This is a genomic window from Cyanobium sp. FACHB-13342, from assembly GCF_014697415.1.
In the GTDB taxonomy this organism is placed as follows: Bacteria; Cyanobacteriota; Cyanobacteriia; order PCC-6307; family Cyanobiaceae; genus Cyanobium_A.
Map to the genome: position 1 here is coordinate 250,876 of NZ_JACJRT010000007.1, position 18,424 is coordinate 269,299.

General features: G+C 70.1%; 19 protein-coding genes and 1 tRNA gene. 8 read left to right on the forward strand and 12 right to left on the reverse strand.

Going from position 1 to position 18,424, the window contains the following annotated elements; genetic code table 11:
- Positions 1-5 precede the first annotated feature (5 nt).
- The 9 genes from H6G16_RS05165 to H6G16_RS05205 all read right to left on the reverse strand — a co-directional run bounded on the left by H6G16_RS05165 (position 6) and on the right by H6G16_RS05205 (position 6,193).
- Complete coding sequence (locus H6G16_RS05165; protein WP_190389216.1) at positions 6-581, reverse strand: oxidoreductase; 576 nt, start codon at positions 579-581, stop codon at positions 6-8.
- Positions 578-1,309, reverse strand: a complete 732-nt coding sequence (hoxU, locus tag H6G16_RS05170; protein ID WP_190389217.1) for a bidirectional hydrogenase complex protein HoxU — start codon at positions 1,307-1,309, stop codon at positions 578-580. Before hoxU ends, H6G16_RS05165 begins: the two co-directional genes overlap by 4 nt.
- A complete protein-coding gene (locus tag H6G16_RS05175; RefSeq protein ID WP_190389218.1) occupies positions 1,306-2,766 on the reverse strand; it encodes an NADH-ubiquinone oxidoreductase-F iron-sulfur binding region domain-containing protein in 1,461 nt (486 codons plus the stop codon). Before H6G16_RS05175 ends, hoxU begins: the two co-directional genes overlap by 4 nt.
- Positions 2,757-3,146: an NAD(P)H-dependent oxidoreductase subunit E gene (locus H6G16_RS05180; RefSeq protein ID WP_190389219.1), complete on the reverse strand. Its 390-nt coding sequence runs from the start codon at positions 3,144-3,146 to the stop codon at positions 2,757-2,759. The genes H6G16_RS05175 and H6G16_RS05180 overlap by 10 nt, the downstream gene beginning before the upstream one ends.
- Positions 3,130-3,435, reverse strand: a complete 306-nt coding sequence (locus H6G16_RS05185; protein ID WP_242036182.1) for a hypothetical protein — start codon at positions 3,433-3,435, stop codon at positions 3,130-3,132. The genes H6G16_RS05180 and H6G16_RS05185 overlap by 17 nt, the downstream gene beginning before the upstream one ends.
- 220 nt (positions 3,436-3,655) lie before the next feature.
- Positions 3,656-3,904, reverse strand: a complete 249-nt coding sequence (locus H6G16_RS05190) for a hypothetical protein (protein WP_190389220.1) — start codon at positions 3,902-3,904, stop codon at positions 3,656-3,658.
- A 77-nt stretch (positions 3,905-3,981) separates the two neighbouring features.
- Positions 3,982-4,938 carry a tRNA glutamyl-Q(34) synthetase GluQRS gene (gluQRS, locus tag H6G16_RS05195; RefSeq protein ID WP_190389221.1) on the reverse strand — a complete coding sequence of 319 codons (957 nt, stop codon included), beginning with the start codon at positions 4,936-4,938 and terminating at the stop codon, positions 3,982-3,984.
- 73 nt (positions 4,939-5,011) lie between these two features.
- A complete protein-coding gene (locus tag H6G16_RS05200; RefSeq protein WP_094561421.1) occupies positions 5,012-5,287 on the reverse strand; it encodes an HU family DNA-binding protein in 276 nt (91 codons plus the stop codon).
- A 201-nt stretch (positions 5,288-5,488) separates the two neighbouring features.
- Positions 5,489-6,193, reverse strand: coding sequence for an MBL fold metallo-hydrolase (locus tag H6G16_RS05205; RefSeq protein WP_190389222.1), 705 nt, complete (start codon positions 6,191-6,193; stop codon positions 5,489-5,491).
- A gap of 137 nt (positions 6,194-6,330) precedes the next feature.
- Here H6G16_RS05205 and H6G16_RS05210 point away from each other — a divergent pair, with 137 nt between their 5' ends.
- From H6G16_RS05210 to H6G16_RS13270, 3 genes are read left to right on the forward strand one after another with little or no spacing between them, the layout of a single operon-like run.
- Complete coding sequence (locus H6G16_RS05210) at positions 6,331-8,397, forward strand: isoamylase (protein WP_242036210.1); 2,067 nt, start codon at positions 6,331-6,333, stop codon at positions 8,395-8,397.
- A gap of 13 nt (positions 8,398-8,410) precedes the next feature.
- Positions 8,411-9,595 (forward strand): exonuclease SbcCD subunit D, encoded by a 1,185-nt coding sequence (locus H6G16_RS05215; protein WP_190389224.1) that lies wholly within the window; start codon positions 8,411-8,413, stop codon positions 9,593-9,595.
- Positions 9,592-12,609, forward strand: coding sequence for an AAA family ATPase (locus H6G16_RS13270; protein WP_190389225.1), 3,018 nt, complete (start codon positions 9,592-9,594; stop codon positions 12,607-12,609). The genes H6G16_RS05215 and H6G16_RS13270 overlap by 4 nt, the downstream gene beginning before the upstream one ends.
- Before the next feature lie 50 nt (positions 12,610-12,659).
- Here H6G16_RS13270 and H6G16_RS05225 read toward each other — a convergent pair.
- Positions 12,660-12,730: transfer RNA gene (locus tag H6G16_RS05225), tRNA-Gly, on the reverse strand.
- Between the two features lie 106 nt (positions 12,731-12,836).
- Between H6G16_RS05225 and H6G16_RS05230 the strand changes: the two genes are divergently transcribed.
- From H6G16_RS05230 to plsY, 5 genes are read left to right on the forward strand one after another with little or no spacing between them, the layout of a single operon-like run.
- Positions 12,837-14,225, forward strand: coding sequence for an MFS transporter (locus H6G16_RS05230; protein WP_242036183.1), 1,389 nt, complete (start codon positions 12,837-12,839; stop codon positions 14,223-14,225).
- A 48-nt stretch (positions 14,226-14,273) separates the two neighbouring features.
- On the forward strand, positions 14,274-15,020 hold the full coding sequence (locus H6G16_RS05235; protein ID WP_190389290.1) for an ABC transporter permease: 747 nt from the start codon (positions 14,274-14,276) through the stop codon (positions 15,018-15,020).
- The gene (locus tag H6G16_RS05240) at positions 15,020-15,454 is read left to right on the forward strand and encodes a DUF3119 family protein (RefSeq protein WP_190389227.1); all 435 of its coding nucleotides are present in this window, start codon (positions 15,020-15,022) and stop codon (positions 15,452-15,454) included. The genes H6G16_RS05235 and H6G16_RS05240 overlap by 1 nt, the downstream gene beginning before the upstream one ends.
- Complete coding sequence (locus H6G16_RS05245; protein WP_190389228.1) at positions 15,447-16,385, forward strand: DUF3086 domain-containing protein; 939 nt, start codon at positions 15,447-15,449, stop codon at positions 16,383-16,385. The genes H6G16_RS05240 and H6G16_RS05245 overlap by 8 nt, the downstream gene beginning before the upstream one ends.
- A gap of 10 nt (positions 16,386-16,395) precedes the next feature.
- Positions 16,396-17,019 carry a glycerol-3-phosphate 1-O-acyltransferase PlsY gene (gene plsY, locus H6G16_RS05250; protein WP_190389229.1) on the forward strand — a complete coding sequence of 208 codons (624 nt, stop codon included), beginning with the start codon at positions 16,396-16,398 and terminating at the stop codon, positions 17,017-17,019.
- Between the two features lie 27 nt (positions 17,020-17,046).
- On the opposite strand, the gene proC is transcribed toward plsY, so the two are convergent.
- Together proC and sepF are read right to left on the reverse strand one after the other, a co-directional pair.
- The gene (gene proC, locus H6G16_RS05255; protein WP_190389230.1) at positions 17,047-17,838 is read right to left on the reverse strand and encodes a pyrroline-5-carboxylate reductase; all 792 of its coding nucleotides are present in this window, start codon (positions 17,836-17,838) and stop codon (positions 17,047-17,049) included.
- A 7-nt stretch (positions 17,839-17,845) separates the two neighbouring features.
- On the reverse strand, positions 17,846-18,394 hold the full coding sequence (sepF, locus tag H6G16_RS05260) for a cell division protein SepF (protein ID WP_190389231.1): 549 nt from the start codon (positions 18,392-18,394) through the stop codon (positions 17,846-17,848).
- Between the last annotated feature and the right edge of the window lie 30 nt (positions 18,395-18,424).

The following is an 18,424-nucleotide window of genomic DNA, read 5'->3' on the forward strand; positions in this document are numbered from 1 at the left end:
CGCCCTCAACCAAAACCCAGCATGGCCGGGCCTTCCATCGCCGGCTCCTCGCCGCGCAGCAGATGTTCGAGAAAGGTGCGGATCCGCTCTGCCGAGGGTGGACAGCCCGGCAGGTAGTGGTCCACCGGGATCACCTCGTGCAGCGGCAACACCCGCTCCAGCAGCTCCGGCACGATGCCGGGGGCATGGGGGTGCTGGGCACCGGTGTCGGCCAGCTCGAGGTAGCCGCGATCGAGCACGCTCTGGCGCGAACCCCCATCCACGCCAGCCCAGAGGTTGCGCAGACCCGGCACGTTGGCGGTCACGGCGCAGTCGCCAAACGACACCACCACCTTGCTGCGGGCCCGCAGCTGCAGGGCCAGCTCGAGGTTGTCGGCATTGGCCACCGCCCCCTCCACCAGGCACAGATCCACCCCCTGGGGGAACACCTTGGTGTCACTCGCCACCGGTGAGTAGACGATCTCCACGGCTTCGGCGAGCTCAAAGAGCCATTCGTCGAGATCGAGGAACGACATGTGGCAGCCGCTGCAGCCCGCCAGCCACACCGTGGCGAATCGCAGTTTGGGGGGAGGGGTGGTCATTGGTTCTGCCAGTGATGCTCCGACCGCGCCTCTGCAAGCTGCCGAGGGCGTTCCGGATGGGGGTGCTTCTCGCCGGTGCCGTCCTCCTTGCGGAACAGGGCCCCGGTGGGGCACACATCCACGCACTTGCCACAGGAGGTGCAGGCCGCCACGTCGCCCCAGGGCTGATCCAGGCCAGCGATGATCGAACAGGTGCTGCCGCGGTAGCCCACATCCCAGACGTGCGCCCCCTCGATCTCATCGCACACCCGCACGCAGCGGGTGCAGAGGATGCAGCGGTGGTGATCGAGGCTGAACTGGGGGTGGGAGGCATCGACGTGGCGCTGGGGGTACTGGTAGGGGAAGCGGGAGTGGTCCATCCCCACCTCCACGGCCACGTCCTGGAGCTCACAGGAGCCGTTGGCCACGCAAAAGGCACACACGTGATTGCCTTCGGCGAAGAACAGCTCCACCGCCATGCGCCGGTAGGTCTCCAGCTCCGGTGTGTGGGTGTGCACCACCATCCCGTCGGCCACCGTGGTGACGCAGGCGGGTTCGAGCTTGGGGTGTCCCTCGATCGCCACCAGGCAGAGGCGGCAAGCCCCCACGGGTGTGAGGCCATCGAGATGGCAGAGGGTGGGCACCTGCAGCCCGGCGCCACGGATCACCTGGAGCAGGGTGGCATCGGCGGCGGCCGTGAAGGCCTGACCATTGATGGACCCGTGCACCGCGGGCAGCTTCGCGCTCATGGCACCACTCCGGGGGCGAGGGCGGCCTCGTACTCGGCGCGGAAGAAGCGCAGGGTGCTGAGCACCGGGTTGGGGGCCGACTGGCCCAGGCCACAGAGGCTGGTGGCCTTCACCATCCCGCAGAGCTGCTCGAGCTGGGCAAGATCAGCCGGCGACGCCCGCTTCTCCACAAACCGATCCAGCAACTGCTCCAACTGCACCGTGCCGGCGCGGCAGGGCAGGCACTTGCCGCAGCTCTCCGCCACGCAGAACCGCATGAAGTAGCGAGCCAGCTCCGGCATCGCCATCGACCCGTCGATCACCACCATGCCGCCAGAGCCCATGATCGAGCCCAGCTGCTGCAGGCTGGCGTAGTCCACCGGGGTGTCGAGCAGCTCCACCGGAATACAGCCGCCGGAGGGGCCGCCGGTCTGGACCGCCTTCACCACGCCCAAACCGCCACCCCCCATCGCTTCCACGATGGTGCGCAGGCTCGTGCCCATCTCCACCTCGATCAGGCCCGTGTGGGTGATGGCGCCGGAGAGGGCAAACACCTTGGTGCCCTTGCTGCCCGCCGTGCCCATGGCGGCATACCAGTCGCCGCCCTCCCGCAGGATGGCGGGGATGGCGGCAAAGGTCTCCACGTTGTTGATCAGGGTGGGCAAACCCCACAGGCCCGACGCCGCCGGATAGGGCGGCCGCGGCCGCGGCGTACCCCGCCCGCCCTCAATCGAGTGGAGCAGGGCCGTTTCCTCCCCGCACACGTAGGCGCCAGCACCGATGCGCAGCTGGATCGGCAGGCCAGCCAGCACCCCCCGGTCGGTGGCGGCGGCGATGGCCGTGCGCAACCGCTCGATCGCCAGGGGATATTCGGCCCGCACATAGATGTAAGCCTCCGCCGCGCCCACGGCCTGGGCCGCAATCGCCATGCCCTCCAGCAGCCGGTGGGGGTCCCCCTCCATGACGCTGCGGTCCATGAAGGCACCCGGGTCACCCTCGTCGGCATTGCACACCACCACCTTGGAGGCGTTGCTCTGGGCCGCCACCAGTTGCCACTTGCGGCCGGTGGGGTAGCCGGCACCACCCCGGCCCCGCAGGCCGCTGCGCACCACCTCCTCCACCAGCTCGGCGGCGGGGCGCAGGCGGCACGCCGCCAGGGTGGCGTAAGCCCCCTGGGCCAGGGCGTCGTCGATGGAGCTCGGATCCACGAGGCCGCAGCGCTCCAGCACCACCGGCCGCTGCAGGGCAAAGAACGGATGGGCCCAATCGAGGCGACGCTCCCCAGCCACACCACCGAACAACTCGCTGCGGCCATCGTCGTGGTCGGCCGCCGCCAGGGGACCCTGGCCGCACAACCGCAGGCAACCCACCGGCTTGACCCGCTCGGCACCCACCTCAGCCTCGAGCCGCTGCCGCAAGGCCGCCGCGCCCGCGGCCCGGCAGGCGGTGGCATCGCAGCAGCGCCAGGTCACTGCCATGGCAGCTCCCCGGGGTCGCCGCTGCCCACGGCCCCATCCAGCACCACCACCGGCGCCTGGCCGCAGGCCCCCACGCAGCTGGCCGTTTCAAAGGCCACCCCCCGCTGCCGCAGGGTGGCCTCCAACCGCTCAGCACCCCTGACAAAACAGGCCGTGCCGCGACACACCACACAGCGATGCAGCCCTGGCGGCACCAGGCGAAACAGGTGATAAAAACTGGCCACGCCCATCACCTCACTGAGGGGGCGGGCCATGGCCCGGGCCAGCCGTTGCAACTCCTCCCGGGGCAGATAGCCATGCTCCTGCTGAACGGCGTGGAGACGCTCGACCAGCGAATCCCCCAGGCCGTGGGGGGCAGGGCGCTCAGGTTTCGTTGCCACCGAAATCGTCCTCGAAACCCTGGTCGGGATCGAATTCACTCCAGCCCGGACTGGCCTCGTTGAACAGGCCGTAGCGGGCCGCCTCATCGTCCATCTGGGTATTGCCGGTGGGGCGGGTGTCGCAGGTGATGCCGCCATCGCCGGCGGGCTGGCAGTTGTCAAATTCCACGCCGGCCTGAACGGGAGCCAACCCCAGCCCCACCAGGGCAAGGGCAAGGGCAGGCCCCAGGCGGAAGGCCAGCCGCAGACGGGGCAGCAAGGGCCGGATCGGAGCGAGCTGAGACGTCATCGCCAGAACCTGGGAGTCAGGACGGGTGGAGTCGAGGAAGGTGCCCCGAAGATCGGTGCACAGAGGTTCTGATCACACAGGCTTGGCCCCCAGAGGGACCGCCTCCTGGGATGATGGCCACGGTTTGGCGTCTGAGCGATGTACACCGACTGGACCGCGGTGATTCTGCTGCTGTTGACGGCGGCGCCCCTGGCCGTGGTGGTGGCGACCGCTGCCTTCTTCATCTGGCGGAAGAAGAAGCTGAAAGGCTGATCACCACCTCTGCACGTCGCTGCAGGATGTCGGCGGTCGTGATGGCGGCGGGCGTCACCCCAAGTGCCCGCACCACCTGGCCCTGGCCGAGGCAATCGAGGCAGGTTCGGTAGCGCTGGTCGTCGAGACGCAGCATGCCGCTGCCTCCGCATTGGCGACATCGACAATGGCTCACCGAACTGGCCTGAAGAGGGTTGGAGAAGGGATGGGCGGTCATCGCGATACCCCCACCTGGGGACACTTTGTTGTCCATAAGTGTGGTCCGCTTTTCCCCACCTGATCCCGAAAGCTTCCTTAAGTCTGGGGGCCCGTCAGGGCGCGATCCAGGTGCTCCGGGCCGAGTTCTTGGAGGAGTTCCGCGGCGCTAATACGGCTGCCCGGTGCCACCAGCCCCGCACTGGCTGCCAGGTCGCCCACCACCGCGGCGGCATCCCAGCCGCGCTGCCGATAGCCCTCCAGCCCCTCCGCCCCCTCCCGCTTGCTGAGCCGCCGCCCGGCTCCGTCGCGCCAGAGGGGCACATGGCCGTAGCGGGGAGGCGTCGCACCGAGGGCCGCCATCACCGCCACCTGGGCACCGGTGGCGGTCCACAGGTCATCGCCGCGCACCACATCACTGATGCCGAGGCTGAGTTCATCCACCGCCGTGGCCAGGTGATAGGCGAGATAGCCATCGGCCCGGCGCACCACCACATCGCCGATGGCGGCAGGGCCATCCAGAACCCCGGGGGGGCCATAGGCCTCGGCCCAGCCCAAGGGCCCGGCCTCCAGCCGCAGCCGCCAGCTGGGCAGCCGCCCCCGCTCAACACCCCAGCCACTGGCTTGGTCCCGGCAGAAGCCGGGGTACACGGCCAGGGCGCCGTGGGGGGCCGACACATCGGCCAGCAGGCGGCGACTGCAGCGACAGGGATAGAGCCGGCCCGCCCGGCGCAGACCTGAGAGGGCGCTGGCATAGAGCCCCCGCCGCTCGCTCTGGCGCAGCACCGGGCCATCCCAGTTCAGGCCGAGCCAGGCCAGATCCGCCAGGATCGAGACCTCCGCCCCCGGCCGATTGCGAGGCGTGTCGAGATCATCGATGCGCAGCAGCCAGGCGCCACCCCGCAGCCGGGCATGCAGCCAACTCAGCAGGGCCGTGCGCAGGTTGCCCCGGTGCAGGGGGCCGGTGGGAGAGGGGGCAAAACGGCCGCGGTACGCCTGCTCACGCTGGCGCTGCCCCCTGTCAATCAGGGCCTGGAGATGGGAGGGCAGGGGCATGGCACGGCAACAAAAAGCGGCCCCGCAGGGCCGCTACAGAAAGCGTTGCCTGGGCCTGGGCCCAGGAGGGCCATCAGCCCTGGACGCGGTCCTTGAACATCTTGCCGGCGGTGAAGGCAGGCACCCGCTTGGCGGGGATCTTGATCTTCTGGCCGGTCTTGGGGTTCAGGCCCTGGCGGGCGGAACGCTCGCGGGGCTCGAAGGAACCGAAGCCAAGGATGGACACCTTCTTGCCTTCCACCACCGAATCGATGATGGTTTCGATGGCGGCATCAACGACCTGGGAGACGTCGGTCTTGGTGAGCTCGGTGCGGGCGGCAACGAGGTTGACGAGATCAGCTTTGTTCATAGGACGGGAAAGCCTCGGGGGTGGCGGTCGGGTTGCGGTGGAGTTGCGACGGTCGGATCGCGATGAGGGTGACGAGTCGGAAAACCCCGACCGGCCCTGAGATGAGCGCGCCAATGGTATGGGGCTCTGGACGGGGCTGCAACACAAAAGTCCGCCGCTGCAACGGTTGTCGTGACAATTTCCCCACAGAAGGCTTTCAGCTCAACGCCCAGCGGGGGCCAAAGACGCCAGATCCAGGCCCGCCAGCAGCGCCGCACCCCCCATCACGAGCTTGTCGCCGCGCAGCGCCCCAAGGCCGGCACCACTGGCGATCCAGGCGGGAGAGCCGGCCGGCAACCAACGGCGCAGCCGCTCCACACTGGCCAACTGACGGCCCCAGTGAAAGGTGCGCGCCGTGGCCAAGGGGGCCAGGGCTGAAGGCCCGGTCGGCACCAGCAGGCGGCCGCAGAACAAGCCATCGAGCGCACCGGTGTGCACATGCAGCACGCAGGCTCCCGGCGTGGGCCCAGGGGTCCAAAGCAGGGCCACCCCCGGCGCCAGGGTGTGCTCCGACCCAAAGCTGGTGCAGGCCCGCACCCCGGGCAGCAGGTAGGCCTCCTGCTCCTGCACCAGCACCGACCAACCCAGGGCCTCCTGGATGCGGCGACAGCGGCCGTGGCCCTCACGGCTGGTGAGCACGATCGTGCCGGGGCCCACCTCCGCCGTGCGCCGCTGCAAGCAGTCGAGGTTGGCCTGGGTGAACCCGGGGCAATCGACCAACAGATCGCCGCGGCCGCCCCAGGCCCCGGCCTCCAGCAGCCAGCTGCTGCCCCCCTGACTGTCGCGGCTGGGCGCGAACAGCCACAGCCCGGGGCGCACCAGCTGGGGGGGGCGGCCGGATTCGGGGGGCTGGGAGAGCGGGGCCAAGGGCAGGGGGGATTGATCAGGAGATGGGCACCGCAACGGGGTGGCGGGTGCCCCCACGAAAGGAGCTGCCTAACGTTGCAACACCCAGGTTCGGTGCCTTGACTGTCCAATTCAACAGTCCTGCCCTTGCCCAGGGCCTGCACATCGGCCATCCCTGGCCCCTCGGCGCCAGCCTCACCCCCAGGGGGGTGAATTTCTCGGTGGTTGCCCCCCTGGCCACCCGGGTGGAGTTGCTGTTGTTCTCCGACGGCGATGCGGTGGAACCGGAGCGGGTGGTGGAACTCGACCAGCGGCACCGCTCCGCCGACCACTGGCACGTGGAAGTGGAGGGGGTCGGCCTGGGCTGCTGCTACGGCTACCGGGTGTTTGGGCCGCTGCAGCCCGGCGGCCATGGCTTCAACCCCTCGAAGGTGCTGCTCGACCCCTGTGCCCGGGCCATCGCCGGCTGGGGCAGCTACCAGCGCGGGGCCGCCGTGGGAGCCGCACCCAACACCGGCCATTGCCTCAAGGGGGTGGTGACCGAGCGCGACCGGTTTGATTTCCACCACGCCCCCAGACCACGCCACAGCTGGCAGAAGAGCGTGATCTACGAGCTGCACGTGGGCGGCTTCACCCAGGGACCGGGCTGTCCGGTGCCGGCGGACCAGCAGGGCAGCCTGCTGGGACTGATTCCCACCCTGCCCTACCTGCGCGAGCTGGGGATCACCACCATCGAGCTGCTGCCGGTGATGGCCTTCGACCCCCACGATGCCCCGGCCGGCCGCCACAACTACTGGGGCTACAGCCCCCTGAGCTGGATGGCTCCCCATCCCGACTACCTGGTGGGGGAGGACCCGCTCAGCGCCCGCGACCAGGTGCGCCAACTGGTGACCGCCTGCCACCGGGCCGGTATCGAGGTGCTGCTGGATGTGGTCTACAACCACACCACCGAAGGCAACCAGGACGGCCCCACCCTCAGCTGGCGGGGCTTCTGCGACCGCCTCTATTACCAGCAGAGCGCCAAGGGCGATTACCAGGACGTGAGCGGCTGCGGCAACACGATTGCCGCCAACCGCCCCCTGGTGCGCCGCCTGATCCTCGAATCCCTGCGCTGCTGGGCCACCGAACTGGGGGTGGATGGCTTCCGCTTCGACCTGGGCATCGCCCTGAGCCGGGGGGACAACCTGACCCCCCTGGAGGCGCCCCCCCTGTTTGAGGACATGGAGGCCGACCCTGACCTCAGCGACCTCAAGCTGATCAGCGAGCCCTGGGATTGTGGCGGCCTCTATCGCCTGGCCGATTTCCCCGCACGCCGGGTAGCCACCTGGAACGGCCGCTTCCGCGACGACCTACGGCGCTTCTGGAAGGGCGATGAAAAAACCTGCTGGACCATGGCGCAACGCCTCTCCGGCAGCCCGGACCTGTTCAGCACCAACCCGGTGCACCCCGGTCAGTGCATCACCTTCCTGACGGCCCACGACGGCTTCACCCTCGCCGACCTGGTGAGTTTCAACGGCAAGCACAACCTGGCCAACGGCGAGGACAACCGCGACGGCGACAACCACAACAACAGCTGGAACCACGGCGTGGAGGGTCCCAGCAGCGACCACGCCATCACGGCCCTGCGGGAACGCCAGCTGCGCAACCTGCTCACCAGCCTGCTGCTGGCACCGGGGGTGCCAATGCTGCTGATGGGGGATGAGGTGCGCCGGAGCCAGGGCGGCAACAACAACACCTGGTGCCAGAACAATCCCCTCGGCTGGATGCACTGGCAGCCCGACGCGGGCGACCAGGCCCTTCAGCTGTTCCTGCGGCGTCTGCTGAGGCTGCGGGCCCACCTGGCGGGACTGTTCAACCCCGAACTGCCTCTCGACGATCGCCCCCAGCGCCGCAGCGGCGATCGCGGTCACCTCTGGCGCCAGTGGCACGGGGTCGAACTGGGCAAGCCAGACTGGGCGAGCTGGTCGCACACGCTGGCCTGGAGCCTCAACGACAGCCAGCAGGGCCCCCTGGTGTGGTGTGGCTTGAACGCCTACAGCAAGGCCATGCACTTCGAGTTGCCAAGCTGTCCCCAGGGCTGGCTGCGGGTCATCGACACGGCCCTGCCCGCCGGCGACGACCTGCCCGCCCGACCCGAGGCCTGGCACCCAACCGGGGCCCCCCTGCAGAGCCGCAGCCTGATGCTGCTGGTGGCCGCTCCCCTACTCAAAGATCGCGAGCTGTAGCCGGGATGGCCTGATGCGTTTGCTCCATACCTCCGATTGGCATCTGGGCCGGAACTTCCATGGCGCCTCCCTGCTGGAGGAGCAGGCGGCGGCCCTGGCGCGGATTGTCGAGCTGGCCCGGGAGGCCGAGGTGGATGCGGTGGTGATCGCCGGCGACCTCTACGACCGGGCCATCCCACCGGCCGAGGCGGTGCTGCTGTTCAACGACACCCTGGCCCACCTGCGTCAGGACGGGGCAGCGGTGGTGGCGATTGCGGGCAACCACGATTCCCATGTGCGGGTGTCCATCTACGACCCGCTGCTGGCCGCATTAGGGGTGACGATCCGGGGCGACGTGCGGCGGGCGGATCAGCCGGTGCTGGTGCAGCCCCGCCGAGGCGGGGCACCGGTGGCGATCTACCCCCTGCCCTACCTCGAACCGGCGGTGGATGGCCCCTGGCTGGCCCGCGGCCCTGAAGGGGACAACGCCGCGCCGACCCGCCTGCGCCACGAGGATGTGACCCGGCTCGCCCTGGGCAGAATCCACCGGGATCGGCAAGGCCGGCCCGATCACCACGCCGTGCTGGTGGCCCATACCTTTGTGGCGGGCGGACAGACCAGCGAGTCGGAACGGGAACTCACCCTGGGCAACGTCGACCGGGTGAGCGTGGAGGCCTTTGCTGGCTTCGACTACGTCGCCCTGGGGCATCTGCACGGCTCCCAGCAACTGGATGGTCCCCGGGTGGCCTACTCCGGCACCCCCCTGCCCTACTCGTTCTCCGAGCAGCACCACACCAAATCGGTGCGGATTGTCGAGCTCGATGCCAACGGCAACGCCAGCGTGGAACGGGTGCCCCTGGGGGTCGGGCGCAAGCTGTGCACGATCGAAGGCTGCCTCGAGGAGCTGTGCCGTGCGCCCCAGTACGCCGACGCGGTGGAGGCGCGGGTGCGGGTCGTCCTCACCGATGAGGTGCTGCCCCTGCAGGCCATGGCCCGCCTGCACGCCCGTTTTCCCCATGTGGCCGAGCTGCGCCACCGCCCCCCGGAAGTGCTCCGCTCCACGGCCAGCAGCCGCAACCAGCAGGTGCGCCAGGCCAGTTCCCCCCTGGCCCTGGCAGCCGCTTTCTTCGCCGATCAGCAGGGGCGCGAGGCCCACCCGGCCGAAGCCCAGCTGCTGCGGGAGGCCCTGGAGGCGGTTGACCGGGGAGGGGAGCGGTGAAGCCCCATCGGCTCCAGATCGAGGCCTTCGGCCCCTACGCCGACCCGGTCGACATCGGTTTCGACGCCCTCAGCCAGGAGGGGCTGTTCCTGATTCACGGCCCCACCGGCGCCGGCAAGACCTTTCTGCTGGATGCGTTGTGCTTTGCGCTCTATGGCGAGGTATCGGGGGATCGCAGCATCAAGACCCTGCGATCGGATCACGCCGATCCGGCGGCGGTGCCGCGGGTGTGCCTGGAGTTTTCCGCTGGGGAGGCCCGCTATCGGGTGGAGCGCTCCCCCGCCTACACCGCCCTGAAGTCCCGCGGGGCTGGCACCACCGAGAAGGCGGCCCAGGGGGTGCTGTTCCGGCTGGCGGGGAGCGAGTGGGAGCCGATCGCCAGCCGGAGCACCGAGGTGAGCCGGGAAGTGGAAGGACTGGTGGGGCTGAATGTGGGCCAGTTCCGCCAGGTGATTCTGCTGCCCCAGGGCAAGTTCGCCGAGGTGCTGCGGGCCCGGGCCGAGGAGCGGGAAGCCCTGCTCAAAACCCTCTTCGACACCGTGATCTACGAGCAGGCCGCCGGTTGGCTCGACGACAGGGCCAAGGCCGGCCGCATCGCCGTGGCCGAACAGACCCGGGCCCAGGAGGTGCTGCGGCGCCAGGCTGCCCACACCTGGAGCCCCTACGCCCCGGAGAGCGAAGCCGAGGCCGAACCCGCCACCCAGGCCGATCTGGAGCGCCTGGTGGAGCGGATCGGCGCCGTGGTGGCGAGCACGGAGGCCGGCCTCAAGCAGGCCAGCGCTCACCTGGACGGGGCCCAAACAGCCCAGGCGGCGATGGACAAGCTGGCGGACCGCTGGGATCGCCGGGCCGTGGCCCGCACCCGGCTGACGGACCTGGAGGCCAAGCAGCCGGCGGTGCAGGACTACCGCCAGCGCCTGGGCCGGGCCGAGCGGGCGGAGCAGCTGCGGCCGAGCGTGGAGGCTGAACGGCAGGCCCGGGAGGCGCTGGCCACCCTGCAGAGCGGCCTCCAGAGCCAGCGCCTGGAAACGATCCGGGCCCGGGATGGGGCCAGGGCCCTGCCGCTCTCCGTGGAAGCCCTCGATCTGATGGCGCTGCCCAGCCTGGACGCCCTGGCGGCTGCCCGCAGTGACCTGGCGGTGCGGCGAACCGAAGTGGCGGCCCTGGTCAGCCAGGCCCAGGAGGCGGAGCAGGCCCGGGCCAAGGCGGCGGCGGCCCGCAGCGCCGCGGGCCAGGCGGAGGAACGCCTCAACCGCAGCGTCGCCGACCGGGAGCGACGGCAGCAGAGCCGCCAGGTGGCCGCTGAGGGGTTGGCCCAGGCCCGCTCGGCGGGGGATCAGCTCAACGGCCTGGAGCGGGCCGCCCAGGAGTGCCTCGAACGCGCCCGGGCAGCGGAGGCCCTGGCCGGAGCCCAGCAGCGCGAACGGGACAGCCTTGCCGCCAAGGGGCGGGCCGACCGGCAACTCGCCGAAGCCCAGGCGGCCCTCGAGGCGTGCCGGCGGCGTCAGATCGCGGGCATGGCGGCCCAACTGGCCGGGGGCCTGGAACCAGGGGCACCGTGCCCCGTGTGCGGCGCCCTGGACCATCCCGCCCCCGCCCAAGCCACGGATCCGGCCAGCACGGATGCGGCACTCGCGGCAGCGGAGCAGGCGGTACAAGCCGCCAGCCGGGCTGCTGAGGCGGCCGCGGTGGCCGTGGCGCAAGCCCAGGGGGACTGCAAGGCGGTGCTGGAGAAAGCCGGCGTGGCCGCAACGGATCCCGAGGCGGCCGCAGAGGCCGCTCGGGCAGCGGCGGCGGCCCTCGCCGCAGCCCAGGGGCTGGCGGCCCAGGCCAGCAGCCTGGAGCTGGCGATCCAGGCCGACGACCAGGCGTTGCAAACCCTGCAGGACACGATCCAGAGCGCCGGCACGGAGCTGGCCCTGCAGACGCGGAGTGCCGTCGAAGCCAGCGAGCGGGCCACCAACCTGGGCGCCGCGATCAGCCGGGACCTGGGTGAGGGCGTCGATCCCCTGCAGGTGCTGCAGGGTTTCGGGCCCCTGGAGACGGCCCTGAAACACCTCGCCACCAGCACCGCAGCCAGCACCGCGGCCGCGAGTCGGCTGGAGCAGGCCTCAGGCCGCCTGACCCAGGACCTGGCCGCATCGGAGTTCGCCGATGGCCAGGCCGTGCAGGAGGCTCTGAAGGACGACAGCGTGCGTCAGCACTGGGCCCAACGCATCCAGGCCTACGAGACCGAGGTCATCGAACTCAAGGGGCTACTGGCCAGCGCCGATCTGGCCGACCTGCCGGAGCAGCGGCCCGACACCGCCGCCGCCCAGGCCGCCACGGCCGCGGCCGATCGGGCCCGAATGGAAGCCACCCGGCGCGACACCCAGGCCCGGGGAGCCCAGGCCGAGATCCAGCGGCTCGCCGGCGAGCACCGCCTGGGGGCCGAGGCCCTGGCCGGCGTCCAGGAACGGGCCCAGCTGCTCAGCGGCGTGGCTGACCGCTGCCAGGGCCGGGCCACTCCCTACATCTCCCTGCAGCGCTGGGTGCTCTCGGCCTACCTGGGGGACATCTGCAGCTATGCCAACCAACGGCTGGAGTTGATGACCTCCGGCCGCTACCAACTGCGACTCACCGATGGCGGCAGCCGGGGTGGACGGCAAGCGGGCCTTGGCTTGCGGGTGCTCGATGCCTATACCGGCGAGGAGCGGGAGGTGAGCAGCCTCTCGGGGGGCGAGACCTTCCAGGCCTCCCTGGCCCTGGCCCTCGGGGTCGCCGACACGGTGCAGGCCCATGCGGGCGGGGTGCGGCTGGAGGCCCTGTTCATCGATGAGGGCTTCGGCACCCTGGATCCCGACAACCTGCAGCTGGCGATGGACGAACTCGACCGGCTGCGGGAGGGTGGCCGCATGATCGGCATCATCAGCCACGTGGGCGGCCTCCGGGAGCGCATCCGCTGCGGCATCGAGGTGCTCGCCAGCGACCGGGGCTCCACCGTGCGGGTCGGCAGCATGGGGGAGCCCCGCTGAAGGCGCTCAGTGACAGGGCGCCATCAGCGGCCAGCAACGGCGGAACGGGAAGCGGGCGGCGGGAATCGAACCCGCATCATCAGCTTGGAAGGCTGAGGTTTTACCACTAAACTACGCCCGCAGCAGTACAGATGTACGTGCCGCCTCCGGTTCGCCGCCTCCGCCGGGGGCCCGAAACCTGAAGCTGCTGCATTATGGCCTGCGCCCCCAGCTCGCCACCGCCGCCCTTGACGCCTGAATCCCAAGCGGCAGCCCCTGCATCCCTAGGGAAGGGGGCCCGGCGGCGGCTGGTCTGGAGCTATGGCCTGGGCGACATCGGCACCGGCATGGCGGCCACCCAGCTGGGCTTCTATCTGTTTGTCTTCTACACCGCCGTGGTGGGGCTGCCGGCCTGGATGGCCGGCCTGGTGCTGATGGTGCTCAAGGTGTGGGACGGCATCAACGATCCCCTGGTGGGCTGGCTGAGCGACCACAGCAAGCATCCCTGGGGCCCCCGTCTGCCCTGGATGGCCGGCAGCGCCATCCCCCTCGGCCTGGCCCTCGTGGCCATGTGGTGGGTCCCACCCGGCGGGGACTGGCAGAAGTTCACCGTGCTGGTGGCGATCCAATTGGTGGCGATGGCTCTGTACACCTGCGTCAACCTCCCCTATTCCGCCCTCGCCTCCGAACTCACCAGCTCCACCCAGCTGCGCACCGAGCTCAATGCCAGCCGCTTCACCGGGTCGATCCTGGCGGGCCTGGCGGGCCTGGTCCTCGGCGCCCTGCTGCTCGGACAGGGAGCCACGGGGTACCTCCGTATGGGCCTGGTGTCCGGGCTCACCCTGACGGTGTTCACCCTGCTGTGCTGCTGGGGCCTGGCCCCCTTTGCCCGCAGCTGCCAGCGACCCACCGGCCAGCCCGAACCGATCCGCCACCAGCTGCGTCGGATCGCCGGCAACCCACGCTTCGTCAAAGTGCTGGGGCTCTACCTGCTGCTGTGGTGTGCCCTGCAGCTGATGCAGCCCGTGTCGCTGATCTTCCTGGCGGTGGTGATGCACCTGCCGGAGAGCTGGAGCACCTGGATCCTGATCCCCTTCCAGCTCAGCGCCCTGGCCGGACTGCAGCTCTGGAGCCGGGTGGCGGGCCGCCATGGTCGCGTCTGTGCCCTGCGCTGGGGCACGGGCCTGTGGATCGCCGGTTGCGTCGGGGCCACCCTGCTGATCCCCCTGGATGCCAACACCGCGCCCCTGGCCAGCGTCAGCAATGGCATCGGCGTGGGCCTGCTGCTGCTCACGATCATGGTGACCGGCCTCGGAGCCTCCACCGCCTACCTGATTCCCTGGGCCCTGTTGCCCGATGCGGTCGACGCCGACCCTGACAAGCCCGCCGGGCTCTACACCGCCTGGATGGTGGTGACCCAGAAACTGGGCATCGGCGTGGCCGTGTTCGCCCTCGGCAACGTGCTGAGCCTGAGTGGCTACCAAGCCAGCGCAGGCCTGGTGCAACCGGGCACCGCCCTTGCCACCATCCGCCTCTGCATGGGTCTGATTCCGGCCGTGCTGATCGTCGTGGGCCTCCTGGTGATGCGACGCTGGCCTGAGAAAGGCCTGCATCTCCACCGGCCCGCTTCGCCATGACCGGCCCCCAGCCATGACAGCCCTCCAGCCATGAAGCGTCCCGTCTGGCTGAAGGCCCCCCGCTGGCTGCTGCGCTTGGGGGCCAGCCTGCTGATCGGTGGCCAGGCGATGAGCGCTGTGGCCAAGGGGCGCATCGGCTTCAACGACCTGATGCAGGAGCTGATGGAAGCCGGGCCCGGCAGCTTCCTGATCGTGCTGATCACCGCCCTGGCGGCCGGCACCGTGTTCAACATCCAGGTGGCAGCGGAGTTGTCCAAACAGGGGGCCAGTGCCACGGTGGGCGGCCTGCTGGCCCTCGGGCTGTCAAGGGAAATCGCTCCGCTGCTCACCGCCACCCTGCTCACCGGCAAGGTGGCCACGGCCTATGCAGCCCAGATCGGCACCATGAAGGTGACCGAACAGATCGACGCCATCACCATGCTGCGCACCGACCCGGTGGAGTACCTGGTGGTGCCCCGGGTTGTGGCCATGGTGATCATGGCGCCGGTGCAATGCCTGCTCTTCTTCTGGGTGGGGATCTGGTCCGGCCAGGTGAGCAGCACCCTGCTGTACAGCATTCCCCCCGCGGTGTTCTGGAACTCGGTGCGCACCTGGATGGAGCCCGACGACCTGCCATCGATGCTGTTGAAGGCGGTGGTCTTCGGCCTGCAGATCGCCGTGATTGCCTGCGGCTGGGGGCTCACCACCCGGGGCGGTCCCAAGGAGGTGGGCACCAGCACCACCGGCGCCGTGGTGATGATCCTGGTCACCGTCGCCCTGATGGACGCCCTGCTCACCAAACTGCTGTTCAGCTGATGACTGCCCTCTCTCCTGGATCCAGCGGCGTGGTGTTGGCCCCGCGCATCGGCGTGCCCCTCGGGGTGATCGTGTTGGGACTGGCCTGCCTTGGCCTGTGGCCGTTCTGGGGCGGCGCCCCCTGGCTGAGTTTGGGAGTGGCCCTGTTTGGCCTGTTTCTGCTGCTGCAGACCTGGCTGCTGCGGCTGGAGTTCGGCCCGGATGCCCTGTTGGTGTGGCGTCAGCAGAGCCTGCTGCGCCGCTTCCCCTATGCCGCCTGGTTGGGCTGGACACTCTTCTGGCCAGGACTACCGGTGCTGTTCTATTTCCGTGAACAGGCCAGCATCCATCTGCTGCCAGTGCTCTTCGATGCCGCCACACTGCGCGAGCAACTGGAGCAGCACCTGAGCCAGCCCAGCCCCCCGGAGCGTTCCGATCCCCCCAGCGATGCCTGACGACCCCAGCCCTGCCGACCCCAGTCTTGAAGAGGCAAGCTCTCCAGGGCCCGGCCCCGATGCCGCCAGCTCCGAACCCGACTGGCCGGCGTTGGCCCTCACCGAACTGCGCCAACGGCGGCAGGCCCTGCAGGAGGAGATTCAGCAACTCGAAAGCCGCCGCAGCCTGATCCAGAAGGAGATCGAAAGCAGCTTTGCGGGCCAGGCCGATGCGGTGGCGCGGCGCCTCAAGGGCTTCCAGGACTACCTGGTGGGCGCCCTGCAGGATCTGGCCGTGGCGGCCGAACAGGTGGACCTGGTGCCCCAGCAGGTGCTGGTGCAGCCCTCCCCCCTCGACCAGGCCAGCAGCGTCCCCCCCGCCCCCGAACCCGGCACTCCAGTCGCCGCGGCGGGGCTGTTCAGCCAGGACGAAGCCCTGATCCGCGAGCGCTTGGCGGGCTTCGGCGGCCAGCCGGATTTCTACGCCGATCCCTGGCAGCTGCGCCGCACCCTCGAACCCAGTGGCGCCTCCCTGCTCGACGATTGGTTTCTGGGGCAAGGGGGCCGGGGTGCCCAACCCAGCTGCGGGAGCCGCAGCCGCAATGCCCTGGTCACCGCCGCCGCCATCGCCATCCTCGGCGAGCTCTATGGCGAGCGATTCCAGACCCTGGTGCTGGCGGGCCAGCCCGAGCGCCTGGGGGAATGGCGCCGGGGCCTGCAGGACTGCCTGGGCCTGTCGCGGGAGGATTTCGGCCCCACCAGCGGCATCGTGCTGTTCGAACGGGCCGATGCGCTGGTGGAGCGGGCCGACCGCCTTGAAGAGCGGGGCGAGCTGCCCTTCATCGTGGTGGATGCGGGCGAGCAGGTGATCGACATCCCGATCCTGCAGTTCCCGGTATGGCTGGCCTTCGCCGCCGGTCCCGGCGAACTCGCCAGCGACGAGTCCTACTGACCTCCCTGCCATGCCCCACCTGATCACCCTGCCCCTGTTGCTTGCCGGCTACCTGCTGGGCTCCATCCCCAGCGGCTACCTGGCGGGCCGCTGGCTGGCTGGCCTCGACATTCGCCGCGAAGGCTCCGGCTCCACCGGCGCCACCAACGTGCTGCGGGTGGTGGGCAAGGGCCCGGCCTTGGTGGTGTTTCTGGTGGACGTGCTCAAGGGCAGCGCCGCCGTGCTCCTGGCCAAGGCCGTGCTCGATCCCTACGGGGTTGGCGTGGTGCTGACCGGCCTGGCGGCTCTGGCTGGTCACATCTGGCCGGTATGGCTGGGCTGGAAGGGGGGCAAGGCCGTGGCCACGGGGCTGGGCATGCTGTTGGGGCTCACCTGGCCGGTGGGCCTGGCCTGCTTCGGCATCTTCCTGGCGGTGCTGAGCCTGAGCCGGATCGTGTCGCTATCGAGCGTGGTGGCCGCCCTGGCCCTGCCCCTGCTGATGCTGGGCTGGTTCGCCGACCAGGGCCTGGGCCTGCGCTGGCCCTACCTGGCCCTGGCCCTGCTCACCACCGTGCTGGTGGTGTGGCGCCACCGCAGCAACATCCAACGGCTGCTGGCTGGCACCGAACCCCAATTGGGTGCCCCGAAAGGCTGAGGCCGGCGCCCCACAACCCAACCACCCTCAGGCCAGCTCGCGACTGCGCTGGGCGGCCGCCACCACGGCCTCGATCAGGGCGGACCGCAAACCAGCCTGCTCAAGCTGGCGCAAGCCGGCGATGGTGGTGCCGCCGGGGGAACTCACCATGTCCTTGAGCTCACCGGGGTGGAGATCCCGCTCCAGCATCAGGGCCGCACTGCCGGCCAGGGTGCGGTGGGCCAGCCGCTGGGCCAGCAACCGCGGCAAGCCAGCCGCCACGGCGCCATCGGCCAGGGCTTCGGCCACCACCGCCACAAAGGCCGGTCCGGAGGAGGTGAGGGCCAGAAACGCATCCAGCTGGGGTTCGGGGAGCTCATGCACCTCCCCCACCTGAACGAACAGCTGCCGCACCCACTGGCGCTGGTCTGGGTCGACGCCCGCCCCAAAGGCCAGGCCGGTGAGCCCGGCCCGCACCAGGGCGGGGGTGTTGGGCACGGCGCGCACGCACTGGCGCTGCGGGAAGAGGCGCTGCAGCCGCTCCAGGGTGACCCCCGCCAGCACCGAGATCAGCAGACCAGCCGAACCCCCAGCGGCGGCCTCGGCCGCCAACTCCAGCTGCTGGGGCTTAACCGCCAGCAGCACCGCCGGCGCGGCCCAGGCGGCGGCGGGATCGGTGTCCACAGCCAGGCCATGGGACTGGCGCAGGGCTGCTGCGGAAGCCTCGCTGGCCACCACGGCCCGCACCGCATCGGCCTCCACCAGGCCCGCCTCCAGCAGCGGGAACAACAAAGCCTGGGCCATGCGGCCCAGGCCCACCACGCCGAAGGTGCGTGTCACGGAGGCCCTAGATGGCGGCGTCCTGGCGACCCCAGGCGGGGCTGGGGGCGGCCTCCTGCTGGGGCTCACTGTCGCGGGCCACGATCGTGGGGGAGGAGGCCTCCTCGCTGGCGGCGGTGGTCACCGTGACGCAGCTGGGGGCAAACAGGAAGATGCTCTCGCCAACCCGCTCCTGGTGGCCGTCGATGGCGAAGGTGCCGCCAGCCACGAAATCCACGGCGCGCTGGGCCTGATCCGGCTCCATCATCGTGAGGTTGAGGATCACGGTCTTGCGCTCGCGCAGCGCCTGGATGGCGCGGGGCATCTCGTCAAAGCTGCGCGGCTCCATCAGGGTCACCTCGGCCGCGGCTGAAGAAAGGCCGGGCATGCCGATCACGTTGGTACCGGCAAAGGGGTCGTCCGCTGAGAAATCCGAGCTCAGGGCCAGGGCGCTGGAACGGTTGGTGTAGCTGGGCTCAGGCAGCTCACCACCGTCGTAATCCAGCTCATCGTCGTAGTCGCCATCGAGATAGTCGTCTCCGGAGACAACAGCACGCAGGCGGGAGAACAACGACACGGAGCGAACCTCTCAGGAAGCTTTCCACCT